13 protein-coding genes are annotated in these 16,822 nt (G+C 65.7%); 3 read left to right on the plus strand and 10 right to left on the minus strand.

Features of this window, described 5'->3' with window-relative positions:
• Window positions 1-4 precede the first annotated feature (4 nt).
• Entirely contained in the window at window positions 5-1,225 is a 1,221-nt protein-coding gene (locus tag QSJ34_RS02905; RefSeq protein WP_285570055.1) for an efflux RND transporter periplasmic adaptor subunit, read from the minus strand.
• Window positions 1,226-1,535: 310 nt separating this feature from the next.
• Here QSJ34_RS02905 and QSJ34_RS02910 point away from each other — a divergent pair, with 310 nt between their 5' ends.
• The gene (locus QSJ34_RS02910; RefSeq protein WP_285570057.1) at window positions 1,536-1,991 is read left to right on the plus strand and encodes a hypothetical protein; all 456 of its coding nucleotides are present in this window, start codon (window positions 1,536-1,538) and stop codon (window positions 1,989-1,991) included.
• Between the two features lie 60 nt (window positions 1,992-2,051).
• Here the strand turns inward: QSJ34_RS02910 and QSJ34_RS02915 are convergent, their stop codons facing one another.
• The 3 genes from QSJ34_RS02915 to QSJ34_RS02925 form a co-directional block, all read right to left on the minus strand.
• The gene (locus QSJ34_RS02915; protein WP_285570059.1) at window positions 2,052-3,221 is read right to left on the minus strand and encodes an acetate/propionate family kinase; all 1,170 of its coding nucleotides are present in this window, start codon (window positions 3,219-3,221) and stop codon (window positions 2,052-2,054) included.
• A 73-nt stretch (window positions 3,222-3,294) separates the two neighbouring features.
• The gene (locus tag QSJ34_RS02920) at window positions 3,295-4,893 is read right to left on the minus strand and encodes a methyl-accepting chemotaxis protein (protein ID WP_285570061.1); all 1,599 of its coding nucleotides are present in this window, start codon (window positions 4,891-4,893) and stop codon (window positions 3,295-3,297) included.
• A 95-nt stretch (window positions 4,894-4,988) separates the two neighbouring features.
• Window positions 4,989-5,927 (minus strand): thiamine pyrophosphate-dependent dehydrogenase E1 component subunit alpha, encoded by a 939-nt coding sequence (locus QSJ34_RS02925; RefSeq protein ID WP_285570063.1) that lies wholly within the window; start codon window positions 5,925-5,927, stop codon window positions 4,989-4,991.
• Window positions 5,928-5,944: 17 nt separating this feature from the next.
• On the opposite strand from QSJ34_RS02925, the gene QSJ34_RS02930 reads away from it, so the two are divergent.
• A complete protein-coding gene (locus tag QSJ34_RS02930) occupies window positions 5,945-6,427 on the plus strand; it encodes a GNAT family N-acetyltransferase (RefSeq protein WP_285570066.1) in 483 nt (160 codons plus the stop codon).
• Window positions 6,424-7,779, plus strand: a complete 1,356-nt coding sequence (locus tag QSJ34_RS02935) for a CCA tRNA nucleotidyltransferase (protein WP_285570069.1) — start codon at window positions 6,424-6,426, stop codon at window positions 7,777-7,779. The genes QSJ34_RS02930 and QSJ34_RS02935 overlap by 4 nt, the downstream gene beginning before the upstream one ends.
• Window positions 7,780-7,800: 21 nt before the next feature.
• Here QSJ34_RS02935 and QSJ34_RS02940 read toward each other — a convergent pair whose 3' ends face one another.
• The 6 genes from QSJ34_RS02940 to QSJ34_RS02965 all read right to left on the minus strand — a co-directional run bounded on the left by QSJ34_RS02940 (window position 7,801) and on the right by QSJ34_RS02965 (window position 16,813).
• Window positions 7,801-8,550, minus strand: a complete 750-nt coding sequence (locus QSJ34_RS02940) for a LytR/AlgR family response regulator transcription factor (RefSeq protein ID WP_285570071.1) — start codon at window positions 8,548-8,550, stop codon at window positions 7,801-7,803.
• Window positions 8,547-9,653, minus strand: a complete 1,107-nt coding sequence (locus QSJ34_RS02945) for a sensor histidine kinase (protein WP_285570074.1) — start codon at window positions 9,651-9,653, stop codon at window positions 8,547-8,549. The genes QSJ34_RS02940 and QSJ34_RS02945 overlap by 4 nt, the downstream gene beginning before the upstream one ends.
• Window positions 9,650-10,690: a histidine kinase gene (locus tag QSJ34_RS02950; RefSeq protein ID WP_285570077.1), complete on the minus strand. Its 1,041-nt coding sequence runs from the start codon at window positions 10,688-10,690 to the stop codon at window positions 9,650-9,652. Before QSJ34_RS02950 ends, QSJ34_RS02945 begins: the two co-directional genes overlap by 4 nt.
• A gap of 261 nt (window positions 10,691-10,951) precedes the next feature.
• The gene (locus QSJ34_RS02955; protein ID WP_285570080.1) at window positions 10,952-13,819 is read right to left on the minus strand and encodes a TonB-dependent receptor; all 2,868 of its coding nucleotides are present in this window, start codon (window positions 13,817-13,819) and stop codon (window positions 10,952-10,954) included.
• Window positions 13,820-14,093: 274 nt separating this feature from the next.
• The gene (locus tag QSJ34_RS02960) at window positions 14,094-14,870 is read right to left on the minus strand and encodes a succinate dehydrogenase/fumarate reductase iron-sulfur subunit (protein WP_420798821.1); all 777 of its coding nucleotides are present in this window, start codon (window positions 14,868-14,870) and stop codon (window positions 14,094-14,096) included.
• Window positions 14,871-14,893: 23 nt separating this feature from the next.
• Window positions 14,894-16,813 carry a fumarate reductase/succinate dehydrogenase flavoprotein subunit gene (locus QSJ34_RS02965; protein WP_285570086.1) on the minus strand — a complete coding sequence of 640 codons (1,920 nt, stop codon included), beginning with the start codon at window positions 16,811-16,813 and terminating at the stop codon, window positions 14,894-14,896.
• Window positions 16,814-16,822: the final 9 nt, after the last annotated feature.

A 16,822-nucleotide genomic window follows, 5' to 3' on the forward strand; every position in this document is an offset into this window, starting at 1 on the left:
AGCATCAATTGTTCTCATCGTCTTTCTCGACCTTCTTCTTGCTGGGGTCTTCCAGGCTCACCTGGTCGTTGGCCTTGAGGCCCGAAAGGATCTCCACGCGCTCCAGGGTGGCGATGCCGGCCTTGACGGGCACGACTTCGAAGTATTCCTTCCAGTGGTCCGAGAGCCAGATGAACTTGCCGCGCCCCGTCAGGCCATCCTTGGCTTTGGCGATGTCCTGGGGCGTGAGGTTCTCCTTCATGCGGTAGACGACCGTTTGGCCATCGCGGCGCTGCAGGGCCTCCAGCGGGATGCTGACGGCCTTGGCGCGCTTCTCGCCGAGGATCTCCACGTTGGCGCTCATGCCGGTCTTGAAGGCATCAGTGAGTTCGTCCAGGGCGATCTCCACGCGGAAGACCTTGATCTTCTCCACGAGGTCGGCGGCGGGGGCGACGAAACGCACCTTGCCCGTGAAGGCGCGCTGCGGATAGGCGTCCAGGGTGATGCGCACGGGTTGGCCCACCTGTACCTTGGCGATGTCGACCTCGTTGAGGTTCACCTTCACGATGAGGGAGGCCAGGTCGGCCACGGTGAACACGACGGTGCCGGCGTTGAAGGAGCTGACGCCAGAAGTGATGGTGTCACCCAGCTCGACGCCCCTCTTGATGACGACACCGTTCATGGGCGCCGTGACACGGGCGAGCTGAGTGGAGGCGTTGCCGCTGATGGGAATGCCGCGATCCTCGACGATCTGGTAGCGAGTCTGGGCGCTCTTGTAGGTTTCTTCGGCGAGGTCACGGGCGGTCCTGGCACTGCGGTAGGCCTGATCGGAAATGAGGCCAGCCTTGAAGAGCTCGGATTGCTGGGTGAAGTCGCGCTCGGCGTTCTTGAAACTCACCCGGGCCTGGGAGACGCTGCCCTGCACGTCGGATAGCGTCTGCGCCTGGTTCACGTCGGGCTCCACCTCGGCGAGCACCTCACCGCTGCGCACGGTGGCGCCCTCGCGGACCTTCAGCCCCACGATGCGCCCCGACACGGTGGACTTCACATCCACCTTGATGAGCGGATCCACCACGCCCACCTCGCGCACGCTGACCTGCAGATCCTCGGCCTGCACCTTGCCCACCCGGAACGGGGTGTTGGTCTCGGCTTTCTTGGCCTTGCCGTCGCCGCCCTTCAGGGTGAAGAACATGCCCGCCGCCAAGACCGCACCGGCCACGGACACGATGACCCATCGCTTTTGCATGGAACCTCCCTGATGGGAAAGACGCCGGACTCGCCGGGATGATGGAATGCCTACGCGGCAGAGTCTGGGGTCGTTTAGAGGCCGGTTCTTCGGGGAATCGGCAAGCCGCCGCTCTCGACCGGCCAGTCCCCTTTTGAGGCCGCGGGCCGGGCCGTGGCGTCCCGCAACATGGCTGTGGCAAGGAACCGCAGTGTTGCCGTTAAACCTTTTCCTATTGCAGGAATAAGTGCGGATGTGGAATTGGCATGCCAAGCGCAATAAAGCCCGCGGGACGATTCCCTCAGGCGGCGCCGCCGCATCAGGAGCAACCATGTTCAACACACAGAAACGCATCGCCCTCGTCGTGGCGGCCGGCCTCATCGGGATGTCCCTGGCGGCCCAGCAGCCCCCGGTTCAGCCGCCGACGGGCCAGCAGGTCGAGCGGAAGGGCGAACGCATCGAGCGCCGTGGCGAAGCCCAGGAGCGCAACGGCGAGCGCCAGGTGAGACGGGGCGAGCGCAACGAGGTCAAGGGCGGGCAGAAGGAGCGCCAGGGTGAGCGGATGGAGAAGAATGGCGAAAAGCTCGTGGCCGAGGGCAAGGTGAACGCCGGCGAGTCCCTCGAGCGCAAGGGTGAGCGGCGCGAGGCGGCTGGCCAGGCCCAGCGGGCCAAGGGCGTTCGCCAGGAGAAGCGCGGCGAACGCAACGAGCGCAAGGGTGAGCGCAGGGAGAACCGTGGCGAGCGCGTCGAGAAGAAGGGCGAGCGCATGGAGGCCGCGGGCAAATAGCCTTCGACCCTTCAACAGAACGGCCCCCGCTTGGGGGCCGTTCTCGTGCGAGGCGAAGGTCTACCGCACGGTTTCCCGGGCGATCATCAGTTCCTCGTTGGTAGGAACGACGGTGACGGTGACGCGCGAATCAGGCGTGCTGATGATGCGCTCCCCAGTGCCGTGTTCGTTGGCTTCGTGATCCAACTTGACGCCCAGGAAACTGAGCTTGCTGCAGACCTTGGCCCGGACGAAGGTGCTGTGGGTGCCGATGCCCGCGGTGAACGTGATGGCGTCGACGCCGTCGAGCACGGTGGCATAGGCGCCGATGTACTGCCGCACGTTGTAGGTCAGGAGGTCGCGGGCCAGGCGGGCGCGGTCATTGCCCTGCTCGGCGGCGCGCTCGATCTCGCGGAAATCGGAAGATACGCCCGAGATGCCCAGCAGGCCGGACTTCTTGTTGAGCAGATCCGTGATGCCGTTGTAGTCGAGGTGCTCGTATTCCATGAGCATTTCCACCACGCTCGGATCGATGGTGCCGCAGCGGGTGCCCATGATGACGCCCTGCAGCGGCGTCATGCCCATGCTGGTGTCCACGCTCTTGCCGTTGTGCACGGCGCAGATGCTGGTGCCGTTGCCGATGTGGCAGGTGACGATCTTGAGGGCCCGGAGGGGGCGGCAGAGCAGGATGGCCGTGCGGGCCGCCACGTACGAGTGGCTGGAGCCGTGGAAACCGTAGCGGCGAATGCCGTACTTCTGGCTGATCTCGTAGGGGATGCCGTAGATGCGGGCGTGATCCGGGATGTTGTGGTGGAAGGCCGTGTCGAAGACGGCGACATGGGGCACATTCGGGAAGGCGGCCATGGCGGTGCGGATGCCCAGCGCGTTCGCGGGGTTGTGCAGGGGCGCGTACATCGCGAAATGGTCGATGTCCTGAAGCACCTCGTCGGTCACCAGGACCGAATCGCCGTACTTGGGGCCGCCATGCACCACGCGGTGGCCCACGGCGTGGATGGGGGTCTCGTGAAGCACGGTCGCGCGCAGCTGCTCCAGGATGGCCTCCAGGGCCTCCTTGTGGGTGGGCAGGGGCAGGGTCTCCCTGTGCTTGTTGCCTTCGATGGTGGAGGTAAGGTTGGCCTCGCCCAGGCCGATGCGCTCGGCCATGCCCTCGGCGAGGGACGTTTCCTTCGCCATATCGAAGAGGTTGAACTTCAGGCTCGATGAGCCGGCATTGAGTACGAGAACGAACACGGTATCCCCCATAACAGGATCAGTCTACCGGTCAGACCACGTGACCAATGCCGCATTGCTGACGCTAGGGTCATCATGAGAGCCTGAAACGGCGGGTGAGGCTTTGCAGTTGCTGGGCCAGGTTGGCCAATTCATCCGTCGTCCGGGCCGTCTCCTGGACGGTGGCCGAAAGCTGGGTGGTGGCGGAGGCATTGCGCTCCACCATCTGCGTGGCGGAGTCCATGGCGCGCAGCACTTCCTCGCTGGCGCGTCCCTGCTCATCCATGGCGTGGGCGATCTCCTTCAGCTGGCCCGCATTGTCCCGGACGTGCCCGTCGATGCGCTCCAGGCTGCGGGAGGCCTCCCGCACGGAGTCCGTCCCCAGGTTCACGCGGTCGGTGCTTTCCTGGATGAGGGCCGTGATCTCCTTGGCCGCGGCCCCGCTGCGTTCGGCGAGCTTCCGCACCTCCTCAGCCACCACCGCGAAGCCCTTGCCCATGGCGCCCGCCTTGGCCGCCTCGATGGCGGCGTTCAGGGAGAGCAGGTTGGTCTGGCGGGCGATGTCCGTGATGACCGTGATGATCCGGTTAACTTTGGCGGAACTCTCCTCGATGGCTTCCATGGCCTTGCCTGTGTCCTGGACGGCCATGAGGCCCTGGTGGCCGGCCTCCTGGGACCGCGCCGCCAATTCCTCCGCCCGCTGGGTGCTCTCCTTGACCTGCTGGATGTTGGCGTTCATCTGTTCAAGGGCGGCCGAAGAGCGGTCCATGGCCAGGCGCTCCTGCTCGGTGCTGCGGCGGAGTTCCTCCGCGGTGCGGTTCACCTGCTCGGTGGTGGCCGCGAGTTCCGTGGCGCTGGATGCGGTGCCCTCCGCCGACTGGGCGATGGCCTGGATGTCCTTGCGAAGGCCCTGAATGACCTCCGCCAGACCGGCCGCCACCCGGGCGAGCTCGTCCCGTCCCTCGATGTCGGGCGTCCTGGTCAGATCACCCTTGGCCACGGCATCCATGGCCGTTTCGATGTCCTGGGCCTTGTTGGCGAGCCGCAAGCCGATGCGGCGGCTCAGGAAGCCTCCGATCAGAATGGCCCCCAGGCCGACGCCGAGGATCCAGAGCTTGCCCCGGGCCGAACGTCCGAGGTCCGCCTTCATCATCTGATCGGCCGTGGTTTGGGCTTCCTGCTGGACCTTCAGCACCCGGTCCCGTGCGACGCGCACCTGCTCGACGTTGGCCTCCATCAGTTTGCCGATGGTTTTGGACGAATGGTCGGCCTGGGCCTCGGCTAGCACGGCCGGATAGGCCTTCTCGTAGGCGTCGAAGGCCTGGAGGCCTTCCGCCAGGAGGGTTTTTTCTTCCTGCGAAAAACCGAGGGCGCTGAGGGCCGCCCGGTTCTTGCTGAGCGATTCCAGGCATTCCAGACGCCGTTTGTTCCGGGCGGTCAGATAGTCCGGATCCGCGGCTCCGCCGATCATGCTGACCTCGGTGGTCCGGATGATGTTGAGGTCATTCAGGACCTTCGACAGCGCGACCGTTTCGGTCAGATGCTCCGCCACCTCGACTTGGCCCGTCTGCAGCTGGGTCACCGTGAACCAGCCCAGACTCCCGACCAGCAGCAGGGCCAGCGTCTGGATAAGGAGAAGGAAGACGAACTTCCCGCGCATCCGGAAATTGTCGGTGAACCTTCCGAGATTCATGTCCGGCTCCTTTTCGCCCTTATCGGGCTGGCGCGGGTTTCCGTGAATCTGGATGTCAGTGTCGCCAGGTCCGGAAGCCCGCCGAAAGGCGGGGCTCAGCTGGAGAACACACCCGCCTGGAGAGACGCGGGATCGGGCCAGGGGGCTTCGAGCGCCGCTTCCGCGGCCGCCAGGAGTTCCGCCTCGATCCTCGGTCCCAACCCTGCATCGGGTTTCCATCCCCGCAACTGCATCCAGGCTTCGAAGCGGGGCAGGGGATCCTTGGTGGCCCATTCCGCGAGAAGCGCCGGATCCACGTAGCGCTGGTCGTCGTGCTCGGCGTGCCCCTTCATGCGGAAGGTTTCGCAGACGAGAAAGGCGGGGCCCTTGCCTTCCAGGCAGCGCTGGCGGGCTTCCGCGGCGGCCTGGTAGACGGCGGCGGCGTCGTTGCCATCCACCGTCAGGGTGAAGGCGCCCTGGGACCGCTGCGACATGCGGCCCACCATCTGGCGGTCCGGCGGGGTGGAAAAGGCGTAGCCGTTGGATTCCCCCACAACGATGAGGGGCAGCCGCTGCACCACGGCGAAGTTGAGGCCTTCGTAGAAGGCGCCTGTGGAACTGCCGCCATCGCCGATCCAGGTCATGGCCACGCGCCGTTCGCCCTTCTGCCGGAAGGAGAGCGCCACGCCCGACATCACGGGGATGAGGGCGCCCAGCATGGACGTGGGCGCGATGATGCCCCGCGCCACCGCACCGAAATGGTTGTTGTGCTCGCGCCCGCCCGTGGGGCCCGTGGCGCGGCCCAGGTATTGAAGGAAGATCTCACGGGGCGTGACGCCGCGGACGAACATGGAGCCTAGGTTGCGGATGAGCGGCGCGATCACGTCGTCAGGCCCCAGGGCCATGGCCGTGGCGCAGGCCGTGGCCTCCTGGCCCAGGCTTCGGTACACGCTGCCGAGGGTCTTGCCCTGGCGGAAGAGCTTCACCAGCCGCTCTTCCGTGAGACGGGTGAGCAGCATGGCCTCATAGAGGCGGAGGGCGGTCTCGCGGTCCATCGGGTTAGCATAGACCCATGCTGACCCTCCGCCCCGCCGTTCCCGCCGACGCCCCCCTGATCCTCGAGTACATCCGCGAACTGGCGGAGTACGAGCGGGAGCCGGATGCGGCCAGGGCCACCGGGGCCGATCTGCAGCGGTACGTCTTCTCCGATCATCCCCTGGTGCGGGTGACCCTGGCCGAGTGGGAGGGGGCGCCCGCGGGCTTCGCGCTCTGGTTCCTGAACTTCAGCTCCTGGGAAGGCAAGCCCGGCATCTACCTCGAAGACCTCTTCGTGAGGCCCAGCTTCCGGGGTCACGGCATCGGGAAGGCCCTGCTGAAGCATCTGGCGGGCCTCGCCGTGCAGGAGGGCTGGACCCGCTTCGCCTGGCAGGTGCTGGACTGGAACACTCCGGCCATCGAGTTCTACGAGGCCCACGGCGCCAAGGTCCTGCGGCCCTGGCTCAACTGCCGGGTGGAAGGCGAGGCCCTGCACCGCCTCGCCGAGGAAGTCGATTGACCTGGCCGCCGCTGCTCCGGCTCAAGGAGGCCCTGGGACCCGGGGCCGAGCTGGTGGTGGTGGGCGGCGCGGTGCGCGACGAGCTGCTGGCCCGGCCGCACGCGGATTGGGACCTGGCCACCCGCCTGATGCCCCAGGCCGTCATGGACCGGGCGCGGGCCGCGGGTCTGAAGGTCATCCCCACGGGCCTCCAGCACGGCACCGTCACCGTGATCCTCGAGGATCGCCCCGTGGAAGTGACCACCTTCCGCAGCGACGGGGCCTACCTGGACGGGCGGCATCCCGAGTCCGTGCGCCTGGGTGTGGATCTGACGGAGGACCTGGCGCGGCGGGACTTCACCATCAACGCCATGGCCCTGCCGGTGGAGGGCGGCGATCTGATCGATCCCTTCGGCGGCCGCGCGGACCTCGCGGCCAGGACGATCCGGGCCGTGGGCGATCCACTCCTGCGCTTCGGCGAGGACGGGCTTCGGCCCCTGCGCGCCTGCCGCTTTGCGGCCCAGCTGGGTTTCGAGGTCGAAGGGAAGACCCTGGAAGCCATTCCGAAATGCCTCGAGGTGTCCCGGAAGGTGGCGGTGGAGCGGGTCTTCACCGAACTGGATAAGCTGCTGCGGGGGCTGGACCCTGGCCGCGGCATGCGGCTGCTGGCCGAAAGCGGGCTGATGGATCTCTGGTTGGCGGAGCTGATTCCCATGATCGGCTGCGGACAGAACCGCCATCACCGGTACGACGTGTGGACCCACACCCTGGAAGTCCTCCGTTTCGCACCGGCCGAACCCGGCCTGCGCTGGGCCGCCCTCCTTCACGATGCCGGAAAACCCGGCACGCGCACGGTGGGGCCCGATGGCGAGGCCCATTTCTACGACCACGAATCAAAATCCCTGGACCTGGCCGCCTCCATCCTCGAGCGCCTGAAGGCCAGCCATGCCCTCCGCAAGGAGGTGCTGGCCCTGATCCGCCACCACGGCGTACACCCCACCCCCGAATGGAAGGATGCCGCCTGCCGCCGCCTCCTGCGCCGACTCGCGGAAGACGGGCTGCCCCTCGAGCGCTGGGCGGCCTTCCGCCTGGCGGACCAGAGGGGCAAGGGGCTGGACGAAGGCGCGCGCGTGGAGGAGCACGGCCGGGTCATGGTCCGCCTGGAGGCCCTGGCGGCCGCAGCGCCCCCGCTGTCGGTGCGGGATCTGGCCCTGGACGGCGCGGCGCTCATGGCCCTGGCGGGGCGTGGGGGCGGGCCCTGGCTGGGGGAGCTTCAGAAGCGCCTGCTGGAACTCGTGCTGGACGCACCGGACCTCAACACGGCCGAGCGCCTGAGCGAGATCGTAAAGGAATGGCTCAAGCAACGGGATTGAGCGGGGCGCTTCCCCCGCAGCCTAGATGCCTTCTCCCCGGGACAGCAGGCCCAGCAGGCCCTTCAGCTTGGGCACCGAGGCTCGGCTGACGGGCAGCACCCGGCCCCCGGTGACCGTGATGTCCCCGCGGCCGCCCATCAGCGGTTTGAAGCCGAGGATGGCCTGGGGCCGAACCAGGAGGTGACGGTGGACCTTCACCAGGCCCTCGTCGGGGAAGGCCTGCTCGATCTCCAGCAGGGTGGTCCAGGAGGTCTTGAAGCGCTCGCCGGACCAGGCGTAGACCACTTCATCTTCCACTTCGAAATGGCTGACTTTACGGAGATCTAGGAAAACAAAGCCTTCACCTGCGCGCACGGGGAAGCGGGGCGACGGGGCGGGAATCAGGGCCGCCAGTTCGGCCCCCTTCCGGCGGGGGATCTGCTGGTGGTGGAGGCGTTCCAGGGTCTTCAGGAGACGATCCTCGGTGACGGGTTTCAGCAGGTAGTCCACGGCCGCGGCCTCGAAGGCCTGCACGGCGTACTGCACATGGGCCGTCACGAAGACGACGGGGGGCGGATCCTGCAGTTCCGCGAGGACCTCCAGCCCGCTGAGCCCCGGCATCTGGATGTCGAGGAACAGCGCATCGCCCTCCCTGTTCTGCCCGAACCATTCCAGGGTGGCGGCGCTCCCGGTCAGTTCGGCCACCACCTCGCAGCCCGCCTCCCGCAGCAGTCGGGCGAGGCGCTTGCGGGCCAGGGGTTCATCATCGGCCAGCACCACGCGAAGGGTCATGGCTTTTCCTCCAGGGGCAAGGTCAGGATGGCGCGGGTCCAGGGAGATTCGCGCACTAGGTCGAAGCTGGCCCGCGTGCCATAGGCCAATTCCAGGCGGGACTTGAGGTTCCGAAGACCGATGCCCGTGCCCTTCGATTTGGAAGGGCTGGGATGCTGACCCGTATTGGACACCGTGAGTACGAGACTGGCTCCCTCCCGTCGTCCGCTCACGCGGATGAGACCGCCCTGGGGATCTGCGGCCACGCCATGCTTGATGGCGTTCTCCACCAGGGGCTGCAGAAGCAGGGGCATCGCGGGCAGCGCGTCGAGCGCGGGGTCCCAGTCCCATTCCACGCGCAGCGCCTCGCCCAGCCTCAGCTTTTCCACGTCGAGGTAGCGCGACAGCAGCTTCCGTTCTTCGCCCAATGGGATGCTGGGCGTCTCTCCCAGGGCCAAGAGCTGGCGGTAGATCTCCGCCAGGTCGCGCATGCCCTTGACCGCCGCCTCGGTGTCTTCCCGCACAAGTTCCGCCAGTCCGTTCAGGCTGTTCAGCAGCACGTGGGGCGACATCTGCGCCTTGAGCAGGTTCCAGCGGGCCTCCTCGGAATGGCGCAGGGCTTCGGCTTTTTCCGCGTTCTTGGCCTCCCAGAAGGCGAGGGCGAAGCTGATCACCACGGTGAATCCGAACCCCATCAGCAGGCCGAGCAGCATGATGGGATAGAGGTGGGGCCCCTTGGACTGGGCGGATGCGGTGGCGAATTCCAGGTATCTCCGCACGTTGGGCCAGCCGATGCTGAGGCTCGCGAGGGCGTGCATGGCGTGCAGCGCACAGGCCTGGAGGATGCCGCGCGCGGGCCGCGCCATCCGGCGGGCATCTCCGGTCCACTGCCAGCCGAAGGGGCTGATGATGAACAGGAACACGCAGCCGAGCAGCGTCGTGCTGACCATCCTGGCATTCAGGATGATGGGGGGCGTGGCGATCGAGTGGGGGCTCAGGCGCTGCACCACCAGGCTGAGCGCGAGCATGCCGAAGTTGAAGAGGCTCATGCCGCCGATGAGCCCGAGGATCAGGGGACGTCGGCTTCGGCGGGAAAGGGCCTGGAGGGCATCACGAAGGATCATGGTTCGGCTTCCCCTTCCGGGATCGGGATGCGCAGGGAGGCTTCCCAGCCGCCGGGACAGGGCGTGGACACGACGTCCGCATCGCGTCCGAGGTCGGATTGGAGGCGTTGTCGAAGGTGCTGAAGCAGGCGTTCTTCCGGGGGCGGAGCGGCGCCCCGGACGTTGACCTGAACTTCCAGGAGGCGCGGTCGTAGGCGCCTTTCGTTCAGATCCACTTCCAGGGTCGCCGAGGGGTCGGGTTCCAGGATCGCTTCAAGGAGGGGCTGAAGGAAGAGGGGCGGGACCTGGACGTGGCCCAGTTCCGGAGCCAGGTGCCAGCGGAGCACCAGGTGGTCGCCCCAGCGGCCGCGCTCCAAGGCCAGGTACTGCTCGGTGAGGTCCCGGTCGGTGCTCAGGGAGACCAGCGGCAATTCCGCCTCCACGAGCCAGCGGCGGTAGAGGGAGGCCAGGTCCACGAGTCCCTGTTCCGCCGAGCGGGTGTTGCGGCCCGCAAGCGCCGCGAGGTGGTTCAGGTTGCTGAAGAGGAGGCGGGGGCTGAAGGCGCCGCGGTGGCTCATCCACTGGGTTTCCCGGGCCCTGGCCTGGGCCTCCCGGGTTTCCTGGGCCAATCGCTCGGCCTTGGCGGCGATCCAGCCCGCGGGGCCCATGAGAAGCAGGAAGGGCAGGGCCATGCCGATCATTTCACCCAGGCGGAAGGCGGTCTTGGGATCCGTGTCCGGGGCCCCGGCCAGACGGAGGGCGCCCGCGCTGAGCAGGCCCATGAGGAGGCCGAAGACCAGGAGCTGAAGCAACCCCCTCCACCACGGGGCCAGCGACCGGTCGTCGCCTGTCCATTGCCAGGGTGCGGGTGAAACGAAGAGGCCGAGGTTCAGGACCGGAATGATCAGGGCCAGACCCAGGAAGCGCCGGTAGGAAGGACCTCCCGACCCCAGAATCACGAAGAGGCTGGGGAAGACGGCCAGGGCGAGGCCCACCGCCCACCACCCGGGATGGCAGAGGCGGGCCTTCAGGGAGGATCGGATGGCGGGCAGGCGCATGGGCGGTGGGATCTTGGCAGTCAGAAGGCTTGGTGTCGGGAGCAACAGGTCGAACCACAATGTCCTGAAGCGACGTGATCGGCTCCGACCTGATCATGGTTCGGTTCAGGGAAGGATGGTGGCTCCATGGTGGCATTTCCCGGCGAATGGCCGCCTAGGTCCGTTGAATGGCGGGACAAGGCCTGACGGATGGGGCGGCCAAACAAGAAGAACGCCTGGCTAGGCCAGGCGTTCTTCTTGTGAAGCTGGGGTTCCGGTTGATCAGAACTTGAAACCAGCCTGGGCGAGGACGCTCCGGGCTTCTCCAAAGTTGCTGGACCCGTGGGGCAGGCCGTTGCCTGAAACGGGGACCCAGCTCGCGGGATCATACAGGTTGCCGCCATTGGGGGATTCCCACTGGTTGCGCCAGGAACGCAGCTGCTGATGGTTGAAGACATTCAGCACCGTGATTTTCGCGAAGAAGGCCACCGATTTTTCCGCGACCTTGAACAACGCGAAATCCTGGGTGACGGCGAAATCCGTGAAGGCCTGGGCCGGGTAGACGATGTTGCCCCGGGCATCGTTGCGGTACTGGGTCAGGCTGCTGATCTGCGTGAGGTTCGCATTGACGTCCGTGGCGGTTACGGTGCGGGTCTCGCTGTCATGCGCACCGGAATCGAAGCGGTAGATCAGGCCAAGGGTGGTCTTGCCCCAGGACCAGTCGAAGTGGTAGTCAGCGGTGGCGCGGATGCGGAGGGGGATGTGCCCCTGCAAGGGGCCGCTCGGCGAGAAGTGGCTGATGTCGTAGGTCGGAGTCCCATTGATGGAAGTGAAGTAGGCGAGACCCTGGCCGGAGGGGCCGACACCACTGCTTTCGCCCTGGTAGTTGCCTTTGAGCGAGGACCAGACCACGTTGCCCGACACGTCCCAGCTGGTCATGTGGATTCCGGATTCCAGTTCCAGATCCTTGTAGGTCCGCTTGGCCTGGTTGCTGTTCTCCCAGACCTTCACAAAGATGTCCCCGAGCCCGAGAGCAGGCGGGGGCGTGAAGGTTCCGTCGTTGCCGGAGCGGTAGTCGAAGAGATCCTTGTAATCCCGGCGGACAATGGTGGCCTTGGCATAAGCGTCGTGGCCCATCACCTTGTAGCCATGGGTCAGGCTCACCTGGTACTCGTTGGTGTGGGGCGCCTTCAGATTGGCCGCGAGCCTGGTCGTCTGCGGGCTGGCGTAGTTGTACGGCTGGGTCCAGTTGGCCGGATTGGTGACATCGGAAGGCTTCGCCGTGGCGCCAGGCGTCGCGCCGTTCAGAGGCCCGGTGTAGGCGTAGTCGATCTCCGTCGGATTGCCCGCATTGCTCACAGAGTTGACGATGGCCGAGAGAGGCTTCGCATTGTAGCGGCTGAAACTGGCTGTGACCTGCCAGGAGGCATCACCAAAGATGTCCCATTTGCCACCCATGCGCGGCGACCACCCAGAGGCGCCAGCGCTCGCCGAGGTGTCTTCGCTATAGGCGTGATAGCGGTCCCAGCGGAGGCCCAGGTTCAGAGACAGCCGGTCGTTGATGGACCACTTGTCGTTGATGTAGAAGCCAAGGCTGTTGTCATAGGCGGTAGCGGTGGATGACTGGTAGGTCTGGTAGACGTAGGGGACACCACCATCCGGCGTGCCTCCGAGGGTTCCGTTCGGATCCCATCCGGCCACGTTGAAGATGTTGTTGGTCGGAGACTGCTGGTTCTGGGCCCGGTGGCTGCCCTTCAGGTAATTGCCGCCGAATACCACCTGGTGGGAGCCGGCTCCCTCGAACAGCATCGTGAACTTAATGTCCGCGCTCTGGTTGTCCCGATGGTCACCGCCGTCGTAGTTGTTGAAGAATCCGTTCAGGTATCCGAGGCCGGAGTTGTAGTCATACACAGGCGTGACGCCGGGAATGGTGCCACCGCCGGTGAGGGCCTCCTTCTTCTCGCCGATGCGGGCCTCCATGGAGAGGTTCGATGCCCAGTTGGCGGACCAGTTCAGGCTCCAGGAACTGTCCTGGGAGAGCTGGGGTTCCAGCGCGGCGAGTTCACCTGCGAGAAAGTCGTTGTTGTTGACCATCTCCCGGTGGGTGACGTAGGCGAAAGACAGCGTGTGGTCCTGGTTGACCAGATAGGTGAACTTGGCCTGAAGCCGCTTGTCGTCATCCCCCTGGGCGTAGCCCTTGCCTGCGTCCACCGAAGAACCTGCATCAATGGTCTGGAAGGTCGACGTATTGCGCTGCTGGCCGGAGAGGAAGAACCAGAGCTTGTCCTTGATGAGGTAGCCGCCGACGCTGAGGCTGTCCGTGTGGTTCAGCTTGTTCGGTATGAGGGCCCGGCTGGCCGAAGTGGTGAAGGGCTTCACCGCATTCCAGGAGGCATTGCTCATCTGGGAGCGGAAGACGCCCGAGAATTCATTGCCGCCGGTCTTGGTGACCGCGTTGATCACGCCGCCATCCACGTCGCCATACTCCGCGGAAATGGCGCCGGTGATGATCTGGATTTCATCGATGGCATCGTCGATGACGGAGATGCCACGGTTGCCGTACAGGCTGTCGGAGACTTCCTGGCCGTCCAGCATGAACCGGTTGTTGGAGCTCATGGCCCCGCGCACCTGGGCATAGCCATTCACGGTGTTGGAATCGACGACGCCTGGTGCCAGGGCCATCATGTTCTCGACGCTGCGACCAGTCGGCAGGTTGTTGACTTCCTCCATGCGGAAATTGGAGCTCGTGCTGGTCTCCTGCTTATCGACCTGGGCCAGGGTGCCAACGACGCTGACAATGGCGTTGCCCACGGGCTGCAGGGCGAAACGGGGGCTGTACCGCTGTCCCAGTTCCAAACGCTGGTTGGCCGTCAAGGTCTGGTGGCCAGCCTCCGAAATCTGGAAGGTGTAGGCGCCCGGGGGCAGCAAGCGGGCGGAGAACCGTCCGGTTGCGTCGGTCATATAGGTGCGCTGGCCCTGAAGTGAGGGGCTGGTGAGGACCACACGGGCGCCGGTGACAGGCTGGCCTTTGTCATCCACCACCAGGCCGGAAACATCCGAAGTCTGTACACCCTGCGCGAGGAGCGGGAGGGCGGCGCCCATCACGATGAGGACGGAGACGCGACTGAGCGCGCCAAAGGTTGTACGCATGTTCTGGAACCTCCGAAGGCCCCGGATCGCTTAAACCGGGGCGATGGGTTTAGGGAAGAGTCACAGTGGGTTAGGAATTAATCGAAGTCAACCTACGAGGTAATATTATTTTCATATTGTCAAAAAACAACATGAGTTGCTGGAAATGAGAAGCTGGTTTTGATACGGCCTGCCTCATCTGTTCGAGAAGCACGGTGTGATTCAGTGGATTTCATCCGCTGGCCCACAAAGGAAACGCCCGGCATCGCCGGGCGTTTCCATGGAGCAGGCCGGTTCAGCCCACGCCGCCGCCACCGCCGGTGGCGGGACGGTAGGTGAGGCTGGCCTTGATGAAGTCGCGGTTCATGCGCGCGATGTTCTCCATCTTGATGCCCTTGGGGCAGGCGGCTTCGCACTCGCCATGGTTGGTGCAGGTGCCGAACTGCTCGGCGTCCATCTGGGCGATCATGTCGCGGACGCGAATATGGCGCTCGGGCTGGCCCTGGGGCAGCAGGCCCAGGTGGCTGATCTTCGCGGAGACGAAGAGCATGGCGCTGGCGTTGGGGCAGGCGGCCACGCAGGCGCCGCAGCCGATGCAGGCGGCCGCGTCCATGGAGAGGTCGGCGTTCTCCTTGGGGATGGGCAGGGCATTGGCGTCCTGCGGAGTGCCCGCGGGGGCTGTGATGAAGCCGCCGGCGGCGATGATGCGGTCAAACGAGCTTCGGTCGACCGTGAGGTCGCGCAGCACGGGGAAGCCTTCGGCGCGCCAGGGCTCCAGCGTGATGCTGTCACCGTCCTTGAAGCTGCGCATGTGCAGCTGGCAGGTGGTGGTGCGCTCGCGGGGACCGTGGGGGCGCCCGTTGATGACCATGCTGCAGGTGCCGCAGATGCCTTCGCGGCAGTCGTGGTCGAACTCGATGGGCTCCTCGCCTTTCTCGATGAGGCCCTCGTTGACGACGTCGAGCATCTCGAGGAAGGACATGTCGGGGCTGATGTTCGCGGCGGGGTATTCCACGAACTTGCCATCGCACTTGGCGTTCTTCTGGCGCCACACGTGAAGGGTGAGATTCATATGTTTGGACATGGATCAGTTCCTCACTTGTAGCTGCGGGTGGCGAGGTGGACGTTCTCGAAGGCGAGCGGCTCGATGTGCCGCTCCGGGGCCTGGCCTTCGCCCTTGTATTCCCAGACGGCGACATGGCAGAAGTTCTCGTCGTCGCGCAGGGCCTCGCCCTCCTCGGTCTGGAACTCTTCGCGGAAGTGCCCGCCGCAGCTTTCGCGGCGCTGAAGGGCGTCCAGGCACATCAGTTCGCCCAGTTCCAGGAAATCGGCCACGCGGGCGGCCAGTTCCAGGCTCTGATTGAGGCTTTCGCCCTCGCCGAGCACGCGGACATCCTTCCAGAACTCCTCGCGCAGCTTGGGGATCAGCTCCAGGGCCTTCTTGAGCCCCGCTTCATTGCGGGCCATGCCGCAGTATTCCCACATGATCTTGCCGAGTTCGCGGTGGAAGTGCGTGGGGCTCTTGGTGCCCTTGATGGAGAGGAGCTTCTCCATGCGCGCCTTCACGTTGGCCTCGGCCTCCTTCACGGCGGGGTGGTCCGCAGTGGGGCGCGTGCCGGGCTTGATGCCGGCCAGGTAGTTGCTGACGGTGGCTGGCAGGACGAAGTAGCCGTCGGCCAAGCCCTGCATGAGGGCCGAGGCGCCCAGGCGGTTGGCGCCGTGGTCGCTGAAGTTGGCCTCGCCACCCACGAAGAGCCCGGGGATGGTGCTCTGCAGGTTGTAGTCCACCCACAGGCCGCCCATGGTGTAGTGCACGGCGGGGTAGATGCGCATGGGCACTTCGTACGGGTTGTCGTCCGTGATGCGCTCATACATCTCGAAGAGGTTGCCGTACTTCTCTTCGACCTTGGCCTTGCCCAGGCGCTGGATGGCATCGGAGAAGTCGAGGTAGACGCCCCGGCCGGAGGCGCCCACACCGCGGCCCTCGTCGCAGACCTGCTTGGCGGCGCGGCTGGCGATGTCTCGGGGGCAGAGGTTGCCGAAGCTCGGGTATTTGCGCTCGAGATAGTAGTCGCGGTCCTCTTCCTTGATGTCCTTGGGGTGCTTGGCGCAGTCTTCCTTCTTCTTGGGCACCCAGACGCGGCCGTCGTTGCGCAGCGATTCGGACATGAGCGTGAGCTTGCTCTGATGGTCGCCGGTGACGGGGATGCAGGTGGGGTGGATCTGCGTGAAGCAGGGGTTGCCGAAGGCCGCGCCCTTCTTGTGGGCGCGCCAGATGGCGGTGCCGTTGCAGCCCATGGCGTTGGTGGAGAGGTAGAACACGTTGCCGTAGCCGCCGGTGGCGAGGATCACCGCATCGGCGAGGTGGGTTTCGATCTTGCCGGTGACCATGTCGCGGGCGACGATGCCCTTGGCCACGCCGTCCACCACGATGAGTTCGAGCATCTCGTGGCGGGAGTGCATGGTCACGGTGCCGAGGCCCACCTGGCGCTCCAGGGCCTGGTAGGCGCCGATGAGCAGCTGCTGGCCGGTCTGCCCACGGGCGTAGAAGGTGCGGCTCACCTGGGCGCCGCCGAAGGAGCGGTTGTCCAGCAGTCCGCCGTATTCGCGGGCGAAGGGCACACCGTTGGCCACGCACTGGTCGATGATGTCGGCGCTGACTTCCGCCAGACGGTAGACGTTGGCTTCGCGGGCGCGGAAGTCGCCGCCCTTCACCGTGTCGTAGAAGAGACGGAACACGCTGTCGCCATCATTGCGGTAGTTCTTGGCGGCGTTGATGCCGCCCTGGGCGGCGATGGAGTGGGCGCGGCGGGGCGAGTCCTGGTAGCAGAAGCAGTCGACGTTGTAGCCCAGTTCGGCCAGGGAGGCGGCGCCGGCGCCACCGGCCAGGCCGGAGCCGACCATGATCACCCGGTACTTCCGCTTGTTGGCGGGGTTCACAAGCTTCATCTCGAACTTGTGCTTCTCCCACTTCTTCTCGATGGGGCCGTCTGGGATGCGTGCATTGAATTCCATGGCTGCTCC

It is taken from the genome of Geothrix limicola, assembly GCF_030268085.1.
In the GTDB taxonomy this organism is placed as follows: Bacteria; Acidobacteriota; Holophagae; order Holophagales; family Holophagaceae; genus Geothrix; species Geothrix limicola.

What these genes read in the sequence shown, in the direction of transcription:
- QSJ34_RS02960 (WP_420798821.1), bottom strand. Translation starts at nt 14,870, where the DNA reads ATGAATCTCACCCTTCACGTGTGGCGCCAGAAGAACGCCAAGTGCGAT.
- QSJ34_RS02930 (WP_285570066.1), top strand. Translation starts at nt 5,945, where the DNA reads ATGCTGACCCTCCGCCCCGCCGTTCCCGCCGACGCCCCCCTGATCCTC.
- QSJ34_RS02965 (WP_285570086.1), bottom strand. Translation starts at nt 16,813, where the DNA reads ATGGAATTCAATGCACGCATCCCAGACGGCCCCATCGAGAAGAAGTGG.
- QSJ34_RS02950 (WP_285570077.1), bottom strand. Translation starts at nt 10,690, where the DNA reads ATGCGCCTGCCCGCCATCCGATCCTCCCTGAAGGCCCGCCTCTGCCAT.
- QSJ34_RS02910 (WP_285570057.1), top strand. Translation starts at nt 1,536, where the DNA reads ATGTTCAACACACAGAAACGCATCGCCCTCGTCGTGGCGGCCGGCCTC.
- QSJ34_RS02905 (WP_285570055.1), bottom strand. Translation starts at nt 1,225, where the DNA reads ATGCAAAAGCGATGGGTCATCGTGTCCGTGGCCGGTGCGGTCTTGGCG.
- QSJ34_RS02955 (WP_285570080.1), bottom strand. Translation starts at nt 13,819, where the DNA reads ATGCGTACAACCTTTGGCGCGCTCAGTCGCGTCTCCGTCCTCATCGTG.
- QSJ34_RS02920 (WP_285570061.1), bottom strand. Translation starts at nt 4,893, where the DNA reads ATGAATCTCGGAAGGTTCACCGACAATTTCCGGATGCGCGGGAAGTTC.
- QSJ34_RS02925 (WP_285570063.1), bottom strand. Translation starts at nt 5,927, where the DNA reads ATGGACCGCGAGACCGCCCTCCGCCTCTATGAGGCCATGCTGCTCACC.
- QSJ34_RS02940 (WP_285570071.1), bottom strand. Translation starts at nt 8,550, where the DNA reads ATGACCCTTCGCGTGGTGCTGGCCGATGATGAACCCCTGGCCCGCAAG.
- QSJ34_RS02945 (WP_285570074.1), bottom strand. Translation starts at nt 9,653, where the DNA reads ATGATCCTTCGTGATGCCCTCCAGGCCCTTTCCCGCCGAAGCCGACGT.